Raw genomic sequence first — 18,329 nt, forward strand, 5'->3', positions numbered from 1 at the left:
AGAGTTTACTGGTGGTGTAAATGGTTTGGAAGCAGCTATCCATGAAGTACCAGAGTTTACCGGTAGTGTGAATGGCTCTGAAGCAACTGTCCACAGAGTTCCAAACTTTGAAGGAGGAGTTCCTGGTGGACAAGCACCTATTCATCAAGTACCTGAATTTGCTGAAGGTGTAAATGGTTCTGAAGCAACTAACCATGAAGTCACTACACACAAGGATGAGCAGTCACATGTGGTTCAAGCTATATCACAAGATAAGACTTATCAAGCACCTGCAAATCGTCAAAATGGTCTCCCTGAAACAGGCGCTAAAGAAACGGCTACTCTCGCAAGCTTGGGAGCTGTAGGAGCACTTCTTGGTTTAGCTGCAATGGGAAAGAAAAAAGAAGACGAATAGAATCTGTCAAACTCAAGAAATACTGTTGAGGAAGTATAGATTTTGTGGAAATTATTGCAGAATATTAAAGAAACTGCTGTAATAACTGTCCAAACTTTAGAGATTGAAACCAATAACTAATCTCAATTATAAAAAGCGAACAAAATGAGTTTTCTGAGAGTCAGAATTCCGTCTTGTTCGCTTTTTTATATCAAGAATCAGGTGTAGAGTTCTATGTGTATAAGTCATCAGTTATAGGACTTGAGCAAACTAATACTCAATGAAAATCAAAGAGCAAACTAGGAAGCTAGCCGTAGGTTGCTCAAAGCATAGCTTTGAGGTTGCAGATAAAACTGACGAAGTCAGTCACATATATAATCCAAGGTGAAGCTGACGTGGTTTGAAGAGATTTTCGAAGAGTATAAAAACCAGCGACTTTAATCGCTGGTTACTCATATGATTATTCACTTGAAAGGGATGAGGGCTTATCTAGACCTTCTATTTCTACGATAGCCGTTTAGTTTTTTATTTTCCCAATAACTGTTAAAGATTTTTTCTTTACTTTCACGATCAATTTCTAGGAAATAAGCATAGAGTAGATCGATTAAGATCAACATAGGAAGTTGGGCAGAAATGCGTTGGATATAGGAAGCCTGACTCTGGCTTGCTACCAATACAGTTTCTGTGAAGTCCTGAGTTTCCTTGCTAGGCGTACTAGTAAAAAGAACAGTTCTAGCCCCCATGTCTTGGGCGTCTAGTAGACTGTCAATGATGGATGGAGTTGTTCCTGAAAGGGAGAAACCAAAGACCAAACATTTTTCATCGATGATACTAGTTGTCCAGGCGAAACCATCTGGATCTGTTAAAGCTTCACAAACGACTCCAAGCCTCATGAAACGCAATTTCATCTCACGCGCAACTAGGCCAGAACTTCCAGTCCCAAAAAAATAGACGCGTTCTGATTGATCAATCATTTGGGCAATACGCTCCAGTTGGTCATCATCAATCAATTCTTGTGTCATTTCTCGGATATTTGTATAGCTTCTCAAGACTCTTTGTGTCAAAGGATTCATATCTTGTTGAGGAACGGAAAGGGTATCCTTTTGTTGTTGGTATTTGAAAATAAATTCCCGATAGCCCGTAAAGCCACATTTTTTGGCAAAACGAGTGAGAGCCGCCTGAGAAATATGAAGTTTTTGAGTGACCTGTTGAGAAGACAAGTCATCATGAATGGTATCTGCTTGCAAAAAATAGCGGGCAATCTCTTGCTCTAAATCGGTCATTTCTTCAAAGTGAAGATCAATAATCGTAGAGATGTCTGGCTTGTTCATGGGACTCCTTTGTAGTTATTTGTTAAACATTATTTGTCAATAAAACCTAACAAATAAAATAGCGCTTACTTCCATTATACCACAGTTGCTTTGTTTTTGGGATAAAAAGAAAAAGTCTTTTCTTTTTCCATAATTTTCTCTTCAAATTATGGTACAATGAAGATTGAGATTTTGATTAGAAATGAGATTGATTTGTATGAGAAAATTCAATAGCCATTCGATACCGATTCGGCTTAATTTATTGTTTGCAATCGTTATTTTGCTTTTCATGACTATCATTGGTCGCTTGCTCTATATGCAAGTTTTGAACAAGGATTTTTATGAAACTAAGCTAGCATCTGCTAGCCAAACTAGGGTAACAACGGGCTCTGCTCGAGGAGAAATCTATGACGCGGCTGGAAAACCCTTGGTAGAAAATACCGTTAAACAAGTAGTGGCTTTCACACGAAGCAATAAGATGACAGCTACTGATTTAAAGGATATTTCTACTAAGCTCCTAGCTTATGTGACAGTTTCCTCGCCAGATTTGACGCAACGTCAAATGGCTGACTATTATCTAGCGGACCCAGCTGTCTATAAAAAAACGGTAGAGGCTCTTCCTAAGGATAAACGTTTTGATTCTGATGGCAATCAGCTGTCCGAAGCTCAACTTTATAACAATGCTGCTGAGAGTATCACTTCTGATCAACTGAACTATTCAGAGGATGAGAAAAAGATTATCTACCTCTTTAACCAGCTCAATACAGTTGGTAATTTTGCGACAGGGAATATTCAAACCGATCCCTTAAGTGACACACAGGTGGCCATCATTGCTTCAGCTTCCAAGGAATTACCTGGTATTAGCATTTCAACTTCGTGGGATAGAAAGGTTTTAGAAACATCTCTTTCATCTATTGTAGGAACTGTTTCTAGTGAAAAATCCGGTCTTCCAGCAGAAGAAGTAGACACTTATTTGAAAAAAGGCTATTCGCTCAATGACCGAGTCGGGACTTCCTATCTTGAAAAGCAATACGAAGAAGTCTTGCAAGGAAAACGTACCGTCAAGGAAATTCATTTGGATAAGCACGGAGACATGGAGAGTGTAGAAAATATCGAAGAAGGTAGCAAGGGAAAAAACATCAAATTAACCATTGATTTGGCCTTCCAAGATAGCGTAGACAGCCTCTTAAAGAGTTATTTTAATTCTGAACTTGCAAATGGTGGTGCTAAATACTCAGAAGGTGTTTATGCAGTAGCCCTTAATCCTAAGACAGGTGCTGTTTTGTCTATGTCAGGACTCAAACATGACCTGAAAACGGGAGAGTTGACTCCTGATTCCTTGGGAACGGTAACCAATGTCTTTGTCCCAGGTTCGGTTGTTAAGGCCGCTACCATCAGCTCAGGTTGGGAAAATGGTGTTTTATCAGGAAACCAAACCTTAACAGATCAGCCTATTGTTTTCCAAGGTTCAGCTCCAATTTATTCTTGGTATAAATTGGCATATGGATCTTTTCCTATTACAGCTGTGGAAGCCTTGGAGTATTCATCCAATGCTTACATGGTTCAAACCGCTCTTGGAATCATGGGCCAGACCTATCAACCCAATATGTTTGTCGGCACCAGCAATCTAGAGTCTGCTATGGGGAAATTGCGTTCAACCTTTGGTGAATATGGTTTGGGTTCTGCGACTGGGATTGACCTACCAGATGAATCTACTGGATTTGTTCCCAAAGAGTATAACTTTGCCAATTTCATTACTAATGCTTTTGGCCAGTTTGATAACTACACACCGATGCAATTAGCCCAGTACGTTGCAACTATTGCTAACAATGGTGTTCGTCTAGCTCCACATATTGTCGAGGGAATATACGACAACAATGATAAGGGTGGCCTTGGGGAATTAATCCAAGCAATAGATACCAAGGAAATCAACAAGGTCAATATTTCTGAATCAGATATGGCAATCTTGCACCAAGGATTTTACCAAGTATCGCATGGAACTAGTCCCCTTACGACAGGACGGGCGTTTTCAGATGGCGCCACTGTTTCTATCAGTGGTAAGACCGGTACAGGTGAAAGCTATGTAGCTGGTGGTCAAGAAGCTAATAATACCAATGCCGTGGCCTATGCTCCAACAGAAAATCCTCAAATTGCAGTTGCAGTAGTCTTTCCTCATAATACCAATTTAACCAAAAATGTTGGGCCAGCAATTGCTCGCGACATTATCAATTTATATAACCAACACCATCCAATGAACTAGAAAGGAAGCCATGCTTTATCCAACACCTATTGCTAAGTTGATTGACAGTTATTCTAAACTTCCGGGTATTGGGATCAAGACAGCAACCCGTCTAGCCTTTTATACTATTGGAATGCCGGATGATGACGTCAACGAATTTGCTAAAAATCTCCTTTCAGCTAAAAGAGAGTTGACCTATTGTTCTATCTGTGGACGTTTAACCGATGAAGATCCCTGTTCTATCTGCACAGATCCAAGTCGGGACCAAACAACTATCCTCGTCCTAGAGGATAGTCGAGATGTAGCTGCTATGGAAAATATTCAGGAATACCATGGGTTATACCATGTATTGCATGGGTTGATTTCACCCATGAATGGAATTAGTCCTGACGATATCAATCTCAAAAGTCTCATGACTCGTCTCATGGATAGCGAAGTTTCAGAGGTAATCGTTGCGACCAATGCCACTGCTGATGGTGAGGCGACCTCCATGTATATCTCTCGACTTCTCAAGCCAGCAGGGATTAAGGTTACGCGCCTGGCACGAGGTCTAGCAGTTGGAGCTGATATCGAATATGCAGATGAAGTTACACTTCTAAGAGCCATCGAAAATCGTACAGAACTCTAGTCTGTAAGGTTAAGGATAGATGCAATGAACTAGCAGACAATCATTTAAAAGGACAAAGAGCCTGAATCCCATTTTGATTCAGGCTCTTTTCTTGTTTTTTGCTGTACAAGTTTAAAAAAAAGGACAAATGTGATATACTAAAGGACGAGTATTCTATTAGAATTGGAACAAATCATATGAAACAAACAATTATTCTATTATATGGTGGACGCAGTGCAGAACGTGAAGTGTCTGTCTTGTCAGCTGAGAGTGTCATGCGTGCGGTCAACTATGATTGTTTTGCAGTCAAAACCTTCTTTATCAGCCAGTCCGGCGATTTCATCAAAACCCAAGAATTTACCCAAACTCCTGGACAAGATGAACGTCTCATGACCAATGAAACGATTGATTGGGATAAGAAAATTGCTCCAAGTGCTATCTACGAAGAAGGAGCGGTTGTCTTTCCAGTTCTTCATGGACCTATGGGAGAAGATGGTTCTGTTCAAGGTTTCTTAGAAGTCTTGAAAATGCCTTATGTCGGTTGTAACATCCTATCTTCAAGCCTTGCCATGGATAAAATCACAACTAAGCGCGTTTTGGAGTCTGCTGGGATTGCCCAAGTTCCTTACGTAGCCATTGTTGAAGGGGATGACTTGGCTTCTAAGATTGCTGAAGTTGAAGAAAAATTAACCTACCCAGTCTTTACCAAACCATCAAATATGGGTTCTAGTGTCGGTATTTCTAAGTCTGAAAATAAAGAAGAACTCCATCAAGCTTTAGAGCTTGCCTTCAAGTACGATAGTCGTGTCTTGGTAGAACAAGGAGTCAATGCACGTGAAATCGAAGTTGGTCTCTTAGGGAACTACGATGTCAAGAGCACGCTTCCAGGTGAAGTTGTCAAAGATGTAGCCTTCTATGACTATGATGCTAAGTATATCGATAACAAGATCACCATGGATATCCCGGCCAAGATTAGTGATGAAGTGGTAGCTCTTATGCGTAAAAATGCCGAAACTGCCTTCCGTGCTATCGGTGGACTTGGATTGTCGCGTTGCGACTTCTTCTATACAGATAAGGGAGAAGTTTTCCTAAATGAGTTAAATACCATGCCAGGCTTCACTCAATGGTCTATGTATCCATTGCTCTGGGACAATATGGGAATTTCTTATCCAGAATTAATCGAACGTTTGGTTGACCTTGCTAAGGAAAGTTTTGACAAGCGTGAAGCGCACCTATTATAAAGACAGACATAAGGGCGAGGAAGGACTCCTTGTCCCTTTTTAAAGGAGTAAACATGAAACTTACGATTCACGAAGTTGCGCGTGTTGTGGATGCAAAAAATGATGTGACAGGATATGCGGATAACCCGTTAGTCAAGGCAGAGTTTGATAGTCGCTTGATTGGAGCTGGGGATCTATTTGTGCCACTCAAGGGGGCGCGTGATGGACATGATTTTATCGAGACAGCCTTTGAAAATGGCGCTGCTGTAACCCTGTCAGAAAAGGAAGTGGCAGATCATCCATACATTTTAGTAGATGATGTATTGACAGCCTTTCAAGCTCTCGCAGCCTACTACCTTCAAAAGACTGGTGTCGATGTCTTTGCCGTTACAGGTTCGAATGGTAAGACTACTACCAAAGATATGTTGGCCCATTTGCTTTCTACAAGCTACAAAACCTACAAAACGCAAGGAAATTATAATAACGAGATTGGCTTACCTTATACAGTGCTTCATATGCCAGATGATACTGAGAAGTTAGTCTTGGAGATGGGCCAGGATCATTTGGGAGACATCCATCTTTTATCTGAACTGGCTCATCCAAAGACAGCTATTGTGACTCTGGTCGGAGAGGCTCACTTAGCTTTCTTTAAGGATCGTTCAGAGATTGCCAAAGGGAAATTGCAAATCGCTGATGGTATGGAGAAAGGGGGCTTGCTCTTGGCACCAGCTGATCCCATTGTTGAGGATTATCTACCTGCTGATCAAAAAGTAGTTCGTTTTGGTCCAGGTGCAGAACTAGAAATTACAGAATTGATTGAGCGTAAGGATAGCTTAACCTTCAAGGCCAATTTCTTAGAGCAGGCTCTTGACTTGCCAGTAACAGGTAAGTACAATGCGACTAATGCTATGATTGCATCTTATGTTGCCCTGCAAGAAGGAGTGACTGAGGAGCAGATTGGTCAAGCCTTCCAGGATCTAGAATTGACCCGCAATCGTACCGAGTGGAAAAAAGCTGCCAATGGGGCAGATATCCTATCAGATGTCTACAATGCCAATCCAACTGCTATGAAGTTGATTTTAGAAACTTTCTCTGCTATTCCAGCTAATGAAGGTGGTAAGAAAATCGCAGTTCTGGCGGATATGAAGGAACTTGGAGACCAGTCTGTTCAACTCCATAATCAAATGATTTTGAGCATTACACCCGATGTCCTTGATACCGTTATTTTCTACGGCGAAGACATTGCTGATTTGGCTCAACTAGCCAGTCAAATGTTCCCAATCGGCCATGTTTATTACTTCAAGAAAACTGCTGAAGAAGACCAGTTTGAAGCTATGGTCAAGCAGGTCAAGGAAAGTCTTGGAGCACATGACCAAATCTTGCTTAAAGGTTCGAACTCTATGAATCTAGCCAAGTTAGTAGAAAATTTGCAAGAAGAAGACTAATGTTTTTCGATAAGAAAAATTTTTCAAGAGTAAATTTGTCTTGAAGGATTAGCTTCTTTGAAACACAAAAATATAAGAAATAAATGTAAGCTAGGCTCTATAGAGATGAGTAAGAGGCCTGCTTATATGAAAATGAGGAAAGTTACATGAATGTTTGGGATGCTTTATTTAGCACGCAGCCGACGGAGCCACCCCAATTTGACCTTCTTTGGTATGGAAGTCTATTTACCTTATTAGCATTGACTGTATTTCTTGCCTACCGTTATGGTGAGAAAAAAGTCTGTCAACGATTTTTCCAGATTTTACAGGCGGTACAGCTAATCCTGCTCTACGGATGGTATTTGGTTAATCAGATGCCTTTGACAGAAAGTCTACCCTTTTATCATTGCCGTTTGGCTATGTTTGTAGTGCTTTTGACCCCGGGTGTCTCTAAAGTCAAGCAGTATTTTGCTGTATTGGGAACCTTTGGAACTTTGGCAGCTTTTATTTATCCAGTGCCAGATCCCTATCCCTTCCCCCACATTGCCATCCTGTCCTTTATTTTCGGGCACTTAGCCCTCCTTGGCAATTCCTTGATTTATCTCCTGAAGGACTACGATGCTAGTTTACTGGATTTCAAACGAATCCTAATGATCACGTCTTCGCTCAATGCCTTGATTTTCGTGGTTAATTTAGTAACAGGTGGAGATTATGGATTTTTGACAAGACCACCATTGATTGGAGACCACGGTCGTCTGATCAATTATCTAGTGGTAACGCTATTCTTGACTTGCGCTATTTACTTAGTCTCTAAAATTTTTCAGACAATCCTTCAGGAACAGGCAGAAAAAAGGTTGAGAATCTGGCAGAAATAAAAAAATATTTTCCCAATCTCTTGACTTTTATCTGAGAATTTTGATACAATAGTAGACGGTATTGTTTACCCCATTTGTAAGGCCCCGGAACCTTTCAAATAACTTGCGGACCGGAACATCCGCCCTGTAAACAAAAACGATATTCATATAGGAGAAATCATGAACAAAACTACATTCATGGCTAAACCAGGCCAAGTAGAACGCAAATGGTACGTTGTTGACGCAACTGATGTACCTCTTGGACGCCTTTCAGCAGTTGTTGCTAGCGTACTTCGCGGAAAAAACAAACCAACATTCACACCACACACTGATACAGGTGACTTCGTAATCGTTATCAATGCTGAAAAAGTTAAATTGACTGGTAAAAAAGCATCTGATAAGATCTACTACACTCACTCAAACCACCCAGGTGGATTGAAATCAATCTCTGCTGGTGAACTTCGTTCTAAAAATGCAGTACGTTTGATCGAGAAATCAGTTAAAGGTATGCTTCCACACAATACTCTTGGCCGCGCTCAAGGTATGAAATTGAAAGTATTCGTTGGAGCTGAGCACACTCACGCTGCACAACAACCAGAAGTTCTTGATATTTCAGGACTTATCTAAGGAAAGGAACAATAAAGTATGTCACAAGCACAATATGCAGGTACTGGACGTCGTAAAAACGCTGTTGCACGCGTTCGCCTTGTTCCAGGAACTGGTAAAATCACTGTTAACAAAAAAGATGTTGAAGAGTACATCCCACACGCTGACCTTCGTCTTGTCATCAACCAACCATTCGCAGTTACTTCAACTGTAGGTTCATACGACGTTTTCGTTAACGTTGTAGGTGGTGGATACGCTGGTCAATCAGGAGCTATCCGTCACGGTATCGCTCGTGCCCTTCTTCAAGTAGACCCAGACTTCCGCGATTCATTGAAACGCGCAGGACTTCTTACACGTGACTCACGTAAAGTTGAACGTAAGAAACCAGGTCTTAAGAAAGCTCGTAAAGCTAGCCAGTTCTCAAAACGTTAAGAACCAGCTACAATACAGCATTTACAACACTTCATGGTTCACACCATGGGGTGTTTTTTTGATGATTTTTAGCAAAATTCACACCATTTTTCACACCAAATTCACACCATTACTTTTTAAGATTACGATAAGCAATCTCTCCAACAGCCATTGGGATTACATTTGAAGTATTGACATAAGTCTTTGTTGTAATCGTATCACTATGGGTTAGAGCTGCAGAAATAGCTTCAATAGACGTTCCAGCCTGTTTTGCTAATGTAGCCCCTGTATGTCGTAATTTATGAGGTGTAGCATGCTTAAGTTCAGGATGACGACGTTTGACAGATTTCATTTTATTATTAAGATAGTCAGAGTGTAGAGGGCTATTAACATTACCCTTCATATCGATATAAGTAAAGACATATTGTTCATCGGATTGGATAATTCCAAACTTTGATAGTTCAGTCTTTTGATGTTTTTTCCATTCTTTAAGCAACTTAATCAATTCAATAGGTATTCGGAAAGTGGTCTTTTTATTCCCTTTGGTAGACTTTGGATTTTTGTATTTATCTAAAGCTTGTACCAGCTGGATTTCCTGTTTACTTGTATTGATATGCTTCCATTGTAAAGCGTAGCTCTCTGATTTTCTATCTCCCAAGAAAAAGGTGGTATAAAACAAAACATAGTCTTTGAATAGAATTTTCCCAGTAACTAAATCCTTTTCAAAAGCTGTAAACCATGCTTGAAGTTCTTCTTGAGATAGGTATAAATCTTCATCTTTTTTAGATTCTTGCAACTTGATTTTCTTAGTGGCTTTGATACGACTTATTGTTTTAGATAGGCGGTTTGTTTCGATATATTCTAATTCTTCCGCCCAGTCAAAGATAGAATTAACGTAGCTCCTGATAACTTTGAAATTTGCATATTCTTCCGCCTTTTGAGTTAATAGATTTAAAACAACTTGTTTATTTTGATTGAGAAACTCAATAGAGTAGTTACCAAGCATAGGTAAGATATGTTTTCTAAAGGCAATTTCTGTACCAGTTATAGTAGCTAGAGAAGGTGGCTTAGTCGTAGAAGTGGTTTGTCCTGCTTTGTAGGATTCCCACCAAACGTTTTTATAGAAGTCGGAAAAGAGTATAGAACCATTATTTTCTAGTAAGGCTGATTCTCCACTAAGAATTTTGTCAATCTTGTTTTGAAGTTCTAGTTCGTATTTTTTTGCTTCACTCCTTGTTTTGAACCGTTTTTCAATCACTTTCTTATCAACACCTAGTGAAGACTTAACTTCCTCAGGAATGTAGATTCGTAAGCGATAAGTTCCATTTTTAGTTTTTGTAATTGACATAGTATTCTCCTTTTTAATTGAGCTAGAAAAATACCGTGATTTCATTATAACAAACCACGGTAGAAATGCTACTGATTTTGTAACCAGCGATTGATTCCAGTTTTATCGAACCGAACTGTTTTTCCAATACGGATAACTGGCAATCCTTTTTTTATCCAAGAATCAAGCGTGTTATTAGAGATTCCAAGATAGTTACAGGTTTGTTGTTTATTCAAAAATGGACTGATAAAATTGCTATTGTTCAATCGATTTTCTATTTCTTGCTGGATTAAGTCAGCGATTAGTAGTTGGATTTGATGAACCTGTTCGTCAGGTAGAATAACTTGCATGTTGTTACCTCGCTTGAGTTTTTAATGTTAGTATGAGATAATAGCAACAACAGAGATAGTTGTGCTATTTTTGTTTATTGTTGGGGTTATCAATGTTGGTTTGGTCGCTGGCATTGATAACCTTTTTATGTTTATTCCATTGCATATTTTTGATGACTGTCTTAACCAAAATATCTATCGTTTTATTTTTGGTGTATGATTTAGATTTGGCAAATTTAAAAGAATGGAATTTTCTATTTTGCCACGTATCTATAAAGTCATTAATCTGGGGTGTCGTATGTTGGGGTTGTGATAGGTTATAAGACTTATCTATTGTTATAAGATAATCTATTCTACGAACGAATTGTCCAGAATCCTCGTTATCATTTTCTTTAGCGATTTCAAAAAAAGGAATAGGTTTTTTTGTACTCGTAATGATGATAACTTTAGCGGAGCCTATCTTGTTGTGATAACGAGCAGATATGGGACTTATCATATACGGGTCGAGGAGTTTTAACCAGTCTGATGCAGTCATGCTACTACCTCGCATATCGTCTAGGAATAGAATTTCTTGCCCATTGTAGTCATCGAAGGCATTGGTAGAAGCAGTTAAACTATAATCCCATCGCTGATTAAATTTCAAAGCCACCTTCTGAATTATATCTATCAACTCTTTTGCAAATCTAGTTTTTCCAGCACTGCTTGGGGCAGAAATGAAAAGGATTGTCTTTTTAAATTTGCCCTCTTTTAGCTCGGCTATAGTCTGATAGCTTTTTTGCTCTCCAGCGGTTTCGATGGCTTCATTTACTTTTTGCTTATGTCTACCATAGACTGCATAATATTCATTTGTCAGCATAATATTTTCTTTCGTGATGTCTCCAGCTAGTATTTTTTCAACCAACCAGTCAACGCTGAGATTGGTTTCTTTAGCTTTCTTAGTGGCTCGTCCTTTGACCCACGTTGCCATACTACGGTGATAAATGCTTTTGTAATCCTCTCCTAAGACTGTTGTAACATCCTCTGGCTGATATTGATGCTTGGTTTCGTCTTTGGCATGAACTAGATAGGCAAGGCAATTATCATAGCCATAGCGACCAGATTTTAGTTTTTCAAGATATTGGGGTTCAACCCCGATAGCTAGAGCTATTCTGTTTAGAGATGCTCCTTTTTCAAACTTAAAGAGAAAATGGATATGTTCGGCTTTCTTTTCGATTACATTTTTCATCGATTCTTGATTCCAAACGTTTACCTCGTCTTTATTATGTTTGATTCCGTAAGCTTCTTTAACAGTAATATCAGCCCTATTTAGTTTATCAGTGACTGTCTCAAGCAGTGGGCGGATATTATTTTTATCTCTAGCCTGCTTTAAAGCTGTTTTATCTTGCCAAGTTTTCCAGTGTTCATCTTCTAGTTGTTGGACTAGCATGATAGCAGTTAGGTTTGCTTCTTTTTTAATTTTGTTCATTATTAAGAACTCCTTATTCTAATTATTGCTCTAACTATTCCTTTGATGAATCAAGGATTTGAAATTTGGTATGTTACTTCAAACCCTTGTTCTATCTAGTGTTTTGATATGCACGGCAGTTGACAAGCCCACTGCCGTGCACGCGTTAGAAATAGTTAGAATTAGTTTTGTTTCATCTTTTCAAGATGACCGACCTTGTGACTCGTCGGATTCGTCATGAATCTAGTTGTTAATTCAACAGACATTGCTAGTTGAATTAACAACCAGATTAGGCTTCAAACCATGGTGTTTCGTAGAAATGAGGACTATTTTCCCATTTTCTCCCTGAACCAATTATTCGTGCGACACCTTGCCCTTTACCATAACTTCGTTTAGGCATATCAGCAAACCCACTCATCAAATATTTTCGTTCCTCGGCAGAATCGGCAGCACCACCTAACATGATTACAGCATCTGAACAATTTACACGTGCTAGGGAGGGTAAAAACCCTTCTTTGGTTGCAAACTGGCTAATAGCAATGATATGAATACCAGCAGAGCCACCAGTCGCAGATAATCTGTTGATTGCACTGGTCCAGCGTGAAGTTGCTTTTAATGTTTTATCGGTTTTGTCTAGTGATTCTAATGAAGCATTTAGATTACCGAGTTCATCGAAGAACAAGCCAATATCTGGCATGTTATCCATTTCAAGATACTTTTCTTTTCCTGCTTCATTGATTTTTGTTAGTCGCTCATCCATGACGGTACACCAATATTCGGCACGCTCAACAATCTTGATAGGTTCTGATTGACCGTTAAATTCCTTGACGTATCGGTCATATTTAGCAGAATTGTATTCAACTGTCCAACCTTGTAACAACATTAGTTTAGCCATATATCGACCAGCTAACACTGATTTTCCTGCTCTTGTACGTGCTATGATACTCATCATTGGGGTTATATCTGAATACCAACTAAGGTCTTTAGACAGGTTTATAGCGTGTCTATTTTTATGGATAAACTCATTCAACATATCGTTATTTTGGACAAAAAAGCGTTGAGTGGTCAGAGTATCTTCAAAGTAGAAAAGTATATAGCTGTCTCCAATGGATAGTTCGGAGTTGACAACAGAGAAACGTTGATATTTACCTGCTAATATTCCTGACACTCGTTGCTCAAATTTTTCACGGTCAGCACGTTCCCAGTTTGCAATATTTTCAATGGCTATGAACCCTTCTGACAAACTATTATCTATCCAAACATGAATTTCAGGCATTTCCTCCCCGTATCTTGTAGAATTTGAAAGTTTTAGAACATCTGTTATTTGTTTGTCATTGAATAATCGCTTCAATTTTTGGGATAACCTATTGGCTTCATTAGACATGACTGGTATCGAAATAGTTGATACCTCTTCACGTAATGACCAAGTATACACTAAACATAAGAAGCTAATGAAGTCTATAATAGCAAAGAATAGCAACGGCTTAGTCAGATATGGTTTCGATTGTTCTATTGAATAGCTTATGTAGAGTAGCAATCCAGTCATACTAGTTGTAACCGTAAAGGCTATCAGAGAGAGTTGATAGCCTTGAGGTTTACAATTAGGAGTAGGTTTGATTCTACGATATCTACGGCTACGCATTACGTTGAACCACTGCTACTGAGTCCGCAGCATACCATCCAACACCATTAGTCGTTGCACCGCCACGTACGTTCTTAAATTGAAGAATTGTACCGAACTTTACATCAACCTTATTTGATGTTTTGATTGTATATTCTAGGTCGTTGTTTGTATCTACAATTGAATATTTGAACTTCCCATCAATTTCTTCAATTGAACCAATTGATACAACGTTTAGAATAGGGACAACATCAGCTGTATATTCATTACCAGTTTTTTCGCTAACCATCACTTTAGGTTGCGTTTTTTGTTTGAGAACCTCTTCGAGGCTTCTATTCCAGTTAGTTTTTGCCATAGTAAGTACCTACTTTCTGTGTTTCAAGGTTTGAAAAAACTTTTTCCAAACGAGCGATAAGACATTGTTCATTATCAATCCAACGAACCAACTCATTGTGTGACATTCGGTCAATGTCTGAGTCATATGCGATAGATAGAGTTATGAAAGAAACGACATCTTGTCCATACCAAAGCTCTCTCAATTCAGTTGGTACATTTTCAAAATGCCAGTCATTACTAATGCGTTGGTAAGCCGTGTTACCGTAATTTATTAAACGATATGCACGTAGTTCACGCAAGGTTTGTTTCAAATTTGTAATCATATCGATTACCTCCATATATTTCTATCTGGTTAGTTCTCCACCAGTAGGAGATATTAACAAGAAATCTTCGAGGATTTCTTTACACTCTTATTATATCAGTTGAGCTTTAGTGTATTTTATTGTATAATTAAATTAAATAAATCAAAAAAATACACTAAACAAAAAGGTGTGAAACATGAAATACGAAAAGAGTAGTAATATTATTTATCAATATACAGCTGATAGACTAAAACGACGCAGAGAGGTACTGAAATTAACCAATGATGTAATTGCTAGAAAAAAATATTTGTTCATTATGAAGCGTATATAGATTATGCTACTGATGAAGATGAACCTGAGAGATTCGAAACTGAAGCTAGCCCTGTGAAATCTAAGTTTGACTCATCTATGATTTCACGCATTTTAAACAATGAGAGGGGGAAAATTGGAAATAGAAATTCACCAAATCCCTATTTAATTCCTCCAGCCTATGAAGATTTACTTGTAGAACAGCTACAATTTGAGGACAAAAAGGAATTGTTTTGGGGGTCAGCTATTGAACTTGAGTATATTGTGAAAACCTTTTATAAAATTCTATTTGAAGAAGTGCTAGAGAATGACGACTCAGAGTTAAGGGGCTTACTAAATTTATACCTTACTGATTATGTTCCTTATTCTAAAAATTTTACTTATTATCAAATGATTGTAGAGAAGTGTCTAGAACAATGTGATGTTTTATCAGAGCGCTTTCATTCTGTAGGCAAAGATATTTCTCAGAGTAAATTGTGGAATATCTTTATCACTTTGTTGGAAAATGACTTTGAAAAATTGCTTGAAAGTTTCGACAAGGGGGACCCATTGGTAGTAACAATGTGCTCTACTATTGGTTATATAATGGATATGATAGGGGAAGAGGAAGAAAGCTCGGATATTTATTCTCTATTGATTTCTTTTCAATTACTTAAGAATGATTGGTTTAAAGAAGAAGCAATCGGAAGGATTATCTTTCTAAATTTTGAAGATTTGTTTCAACTGTATCAAGAATATTTTTGTAAACAAACTAATTTCAAATTTTTAAACAAAAAAATAGCAGAGTTTGTTTCAGATGTTTTGACACCGTATTTCAAAGAACTACTAGGAAATCCAGAAGAATTTAAAGTATATTCACTTGGCTATAGAGTAAGAAATATAATTAATACAGATATAGACAGTTTTTTTTCTTACACTAGTAGAATTACTCAAGAAAAATATGATGATGTTATTAATCAAAATAGTCATATGTATAAGAAATTGTTGCAGACTACTTTAACCTATATAAAGGATTTAAAATACATTCAGTGGCTTAACGATAGGGAAAGAGTAGAAATAGATTCGAAAGAAGATATAGAATGGTACTATTTGCAATCTTCAAATATAGAAAGATTAAAAGATGGTTGGTTTGAAAAGTATAGTGAATATCTCTCGAATAATCACTTAGAAAAATTTGGGGAATACATGGAAGCAGATGAGTATGAAGAACTGTTGATAGAAAACAGTCTTGATGATTTAAAATAAAAATAGCAGAGATAGTGAGTCTCTGCTATTTTTATTGTCTTCTTAAAATAAGGCCAGTTGCTGGATTTTTTCATTTTTGATTCGCTCTATTGCTAAATCAAGATAATCTCTATTAAGTTCAAAGCCTACACATAGCCTATCCAAAGATGAGGCAACTACAGCAGTTGTTCCAGAGCCAATAAAAGGGTCAAGAACTAAGTCTCCTGGATTACTGCTAGCTAGTATTATACGTTTAAATAATTCAATAGGAGTTTGAGCAGGGTGGGAGACTCGTTCTTTTGAACTTCTATTTTTCCCAGAAGTTACTTTAGGTATTTGCCAGACATCAGTAGGATTTTTACCCAAGGGATTTACTCGGATTTTTCCATTCTTTTTTTGATTTGGGTATTTTACATTTGGGTCTCGTATATCATCTAAGTTAAAAGTATATTTATTTTCATCTTTTACATACCATAGAACTTTTTCATTTCGTGGAGAGAGGCTTTTTTTGGAAGCTACGCCAGCTCCGTAATTCCATACTAACTCTTGTATCATGAAGAATTCATTTTTATCCCAAAGTAAATATGAAATAGGAATGGCTTTTCCTTTTTCTTTAATAGGCATATAGCCAACGTTTAACCAAAATGCTCCGTCATTTACAGTGATATCATAGACTAGATTCATCCATTTTTTTGACCAATCAATATATTCATCTACTGATAAAATTTTTTCGTATTCTTTACCAATATTATACGGCGGTGAGGTTACTGTTAAATTAACCAATTTAGAATTGGATAGTTTTTCCATACCACTCAAAGAATCCATGTTATATAATATTATGTTTTTATCACGATAATACGGTTCACCTAAAATATCTTCAATAAAGTCAATTTTTGTTTTTGACACAAATGTCATAGTATCCTCTTTCTTAAACATTAATTACTTTTAATAATACCATATTTGTCACTCATAGTCTATTGTAAAAAAAAATAAATAGAAGATAATGAATACTATGAGTGACAAAAATAATGATTTAATTTTTAATGTTGGAATTACAATTGCAAAGTTACGAAACAAGAATAACCTTTCTCAGGAAGGGCTTTCAGAACTAGCTGAAATTCATAGAACATATTTATCAGAAGTTGAAGGAGGAAAAAGGAACCCTACCCTTACGGTATTAAAAAGAATAGTGGATGCATTAGGTTTTTCAATGAGTGAATTTTTTAGAATAGTTGAGGAGAATAGTTTAGATGAGTGAAGAAATTTGGTTTCCTTATGAAGGTATAGAAGAGTCTAAATGGAAGGGTGTTACTGAAAGGTTGATAAATGAATTTCCTATCAGAATGGAAACAATACGAAATATAGTATTGAATTCTTGGGATGAAATTTTTACTATTTCTAATGCTTCACAAGATTTTGCTATTGGAACAACTGTTTTTCCCAAACCTCAAATTTTAGGTTTTTTCTTAGAAGAGATAGTGACTCAGAAAATTTCTAAATTAGACTCTACAACTTGGGAGCCGGATCCTACAGGCTACTCTAAAGATTTAGTAAACACAAAAGAACCAAAATATTCGCTTGAGATTAAAACCTCATCATCTGAAAATAAAATTTTTGGTAATAGGAGTTACGGTAAGAAAGGTAATTCGAAAAAAAAGTCAAAAGATGGGTACTATCTTGCTATAAACTATGAACAATTTGATTTGGAAGAACAGTCAAAACAACCCCAAATTAATTTGATTAGGTTTGGATATTTAAATCATGATGATTGGGTAAGCCAAAAGGCAGAAACTGGGCAGCAAGCGCATCTTCCAGCCAATGTTGAACTTGCTAAATTATTACCAATATATGTTAATTTTAAAAAAGCTTTTTATAATAATTTCTCTAAAATTAATAATGAGCAATTCAAGAAAAGCCTTGGTATAATAATAAATTATTTACAGGATAACTATCCTACCTTGAACTATAAAGCTAGAGCAAGTAAAGTCACTTTATTTGATTCTAATGGCATGTCGATTAGTTTCTCATTTAGAAAAAATTGTCTAATAGTTTTTCCTGATACGACTATTTTGGAGGAGTTTTCAAAACAAATAAAACAAGAAGGATTTAAAAAGAAGTCAACTTCATTTGAAATTGACTATGAAAAGGATATTAGTCTTACTTTGTTACGTAATGTTATTTTGAAAAGTTTTCATTTAGAGTTGGAAACTTAGGTTAATAATTTGTGGTTTAATTAATATACTTTAATCTAGAAAAGGTAATGTAAATGTAATTCAAGATAACTATTTAGTTACAAATATTTGCTCGAAAAACTTTTTGGTGTTGTGAATTTATTGGTAAAATCTAGCTCAATTTGTGTATTTTTAGGGTAAAATTCACACCATTCAACTGAA

The 18,329-nt window shown here is 37.2% G+C and carries 19 protein-coding genes; 11 read left to right on the top strand and 8 right to left on the bottom strand.

The genetic code is table 11. The annotated features are described in order from the left end of the window. Window positions 1–394 (top strand): SIALI-17 repeat-containing surface protein (locus tag ADM33_RS09995; protein WP_049504921.1); only part of this gene is annotated, 394 nt, incomplete at its 5' end. A 464-nt stretch (window positions 395–858) separates the two neighbouring features. Here the strand turns inward: ADM33_RS09995 and ADM33_RS10005 are convergent. Beyond that, entirely contained in the window at window positions 859–1,704 is an 846-nt protein-coding gene (locus ADM33_RS10005) for a MurR/RpiR family transcriptional regulator (RefSeq protein ID WP_049504925.1), read from the bottom strand. A 181-nt stretch (window positions 1,705–1,885) separates the two neighbouring features. Here ADM33_RS10005 and pbp2b point away from each other — a divergent pair, with 181 nt between their 5' ends. From pbp2b to rpsI, 7 genes are all read left to right on the top strand, one after another. Further along, window positions 1,886–3,943, top strand: a complete 2,058-nt coding sequence (gene pbp2b, locus ADM33_RS10010; protein WP_080982729.1) for a penicillin-binding protein PBP2B — start codon at window positions 1,886–1,888, stop codon at window positions 3,941–3,943. 10 nt (window positions 3,944–3,953) lie between these two features. Beyond that, on the top strand, window positions 3,954–4,550 hold the full coding sequence (gene recR / locus ADM33_RS10015; protein ID WP_045613513.1) for a recombination mediator RecR: 597 nt from the start codon (window positions 3,954–3,956) through the stop codon (window positions 4,548–4,550). A gap of 176 nt (window positions 4,551–4,726) precedes the next feature. Beyond that, complete coding sequence (locus ADM33_RS10020) at window positions 4,727–5,770, top strand: D-alanine--D-alanine ligase (protein WP_049504933.1); 1,044 nt, start codon at window positions 4,727–4,729, stop codon at window positions 5,768–5,770. Window positions 5,771–5,823: 53 nt separating this feature from the next. Further along, a complete protein-coding gene (locus tag ADM33_RS10025; RefSeq protein WP_049504935.1) occupies window positions 5,824–7,194 on the top strand; it encodes a UDP-N-acetylmuramoyl-tripeptide--D-alanyl-D-alanine ligase in 1,371 nt (456 codons plus the stop codon). Window positions 7,195–7,340: 146 nt separating this feature from the next. After that, the gene (locus tag ADM33_RS10030) at window positions 7,341–8,048 is read left to right on the top strand and encodes a TIGR02206 family membrane protein (protein WP_049504937.1); all 708 of its coding nucleotides are present in this window, start codon (window positions 7,341–7,343) and stop codon (window positions 8,046–8,048) included. A 159-nt stretch (window positions 8,049–8,207) separates the two neighbouring features. Next, window positions 8,208–8,654, top strand: a complete 447-nt coding sequence (gene rplM, locus ADM33_RS10035; RefSeq protein WP_001044622.1) for a 50S ribosomal protein L13 — start codon at window positions 8,208–8,210, stop codon at window positions 8,652–8,654. A gap of 18 nt (window positions 8,655–8,672) precedes the next feature. Further along, window positions 8,673–9,065: a 30S ribosomal protein S9 gene (gene rpsI / locus ADM33_RS10040; protein WP_000075973.1), complete on the top strand. Its 393-nt coding sequence runs from the start codon at window positions 8,673–8,675 to the stop codon at window positions 9,063–9,065. A 109-nt stretch (window positions 9,066–9,174) separates the two neighbouring features. Here the strand turns inward: rpsI and ADM33_RS11525 are convergent, their stop codons facing one another. The 6 genes from ADM33_RS11525 to ADM33_RS10070 all read right to left on the bottom strand — a co-directional run bounded on the left by ADM33_RS11525 (window position 9,175) and on the right by ADM33_RS10070 (window position 14,424). Next, window positions 9,175–10,392 (bottom strand): tyrosine-type recombinase/integrase, encoded by a 1,218-nt coding sequence (locus tag ADM33_RS11525; RefSeq protein ID WP_049504939.1) that lies wholly within the window; start codon window positions 10,390–10,392, stop codon window positions 9,175–9,177. A 68-nt stretch (window positions 10,393–10,460) separates the two neighbouring features. Then, entirely contained in the window at window positions 10,461–10,721 is a 261-nt protein-coding gene (locus ADM33_RS10050; protein ID WP_049504941.1) for a helix-turn-helix domain-containing protein, read from the bottom strand. A gap of 64 nt (window positions 10,722–10,785) precedes the next feature. Further along, the gene (locus ADM33_RS10055) at window positions 10,786–12,165 is read right to left on the bottom strand and encodes a Rep family protein (protein WP_049504943.1); all 1,380 of its coding nucleotides are present in this window, start codon (window positions 12,163–12,165) and stop codon (window positions 10,786–10,788) included. 268 nt (window positions 12,166–12,433) lie between these two features. After that, a complete protein-coding gene (locus ADM33_RS10060; RefSeq protein ID WP_342621307.1) occupies window positions 12,434–13,420 on the bottom strand; it encodes a cell division protein FtsK in 987 nt (328 codons plus the stop codon). A gap of 358 nt (window positions 13,421–13,778) precedes the next feature. Continuing rightward, entirely contained in the window at window positions 13,779–14,120 is a 342-nt protein-coding gene (locus ADM33_RS10065; RefSeq protein WP_049504947.1) for a hypothetical protein, read from the bottom strand. After that, window positions 14,107–14,424, bottom strand: a complete 318-nt coding sequence (locus tag ADM33_RS10070; RefSeq protein ID WP_049504949.1) for a hypothetical protein — start codon at window positions 14,422–14,424, stop codon at window positions 14,107–14,109. Before ADM33_RS10070 ends, ADM33_RS10065 begins: the two co-directional genes overlap by 14 nt. 387 nt (window positions 14,425–14,811) lie before the next feature. Between ADM33_RS10070 and ADM33_RS10075 the strand changes: the two genes are divergently transcribed. Further along, window positions 14,812–15,957, top strand: coding sequence for a hypothetical protein (locus ADM33_RS10075; RefSeq protein ID WP_049504951.1), 1,146 nt, complete (start codon window positions 14,812–14,814; stop codon window positions 15,955–15,957). Between the two features lie 42 nt (window positions 15,958–15,999). Here the strand turns inward: ADM33_RS10075 and ADM33_RS10080 are convergent, their stop codons facing one another. Then, window positions 16,000–16,851 carry a DNA-methyltransferase gene (locus ADM33_RS10080; protein WP_049504953.1) on the bottom strand — a complete coding sequence of 284 codons (852 nt, stop codon included), beginning with the start codon at window positions 16,849–16,851 and terminating at the stop codon, window positions 16,000–16,002. Window positions 16,852–16,948: 97 nt separating this feature from the next. Between ADM33_RS10080 and ADM33_RS10085 the strand changes: the two genes are divergently transcribed. Then, window positions 16,949–17,194 (top strand): helix-turn-helix domain-containing protein, encoded by a 246-nt coding sequence (locus tag ADM33_RS10085; RefSeq protein WP_049504957.1) that lies wholly within the window; start codon window positions 16,949–16,951, stop codon window positions 17,192–17,194. Next, complete coding sequence (locus ADM33_RS10090; protein WP_049504955.1) at window positions 17,187–18,149, top strand: ScaI family restriction endonuclease; 963 nt, start codon at window positions 17,187–17,189, stop codon at window positions 18,147–18,149. Before ADM33_RS10085 ends, ADM33_RS10090 begins: the two co-directional genes overlap by 8 nt. The last annotated feature ends 180 nt before the right edge of the window (window positions 18,150–18,329 follow it).

This window comes from Streptococcus oralis (assembly GCF_001075875.1).
GTDB classification, from domain to species: Bacteria; Bacillota; Bacilli; order Lactobacillales; family Streptococcaceae; genus Streptococcus; species Streptococcus oralis_I.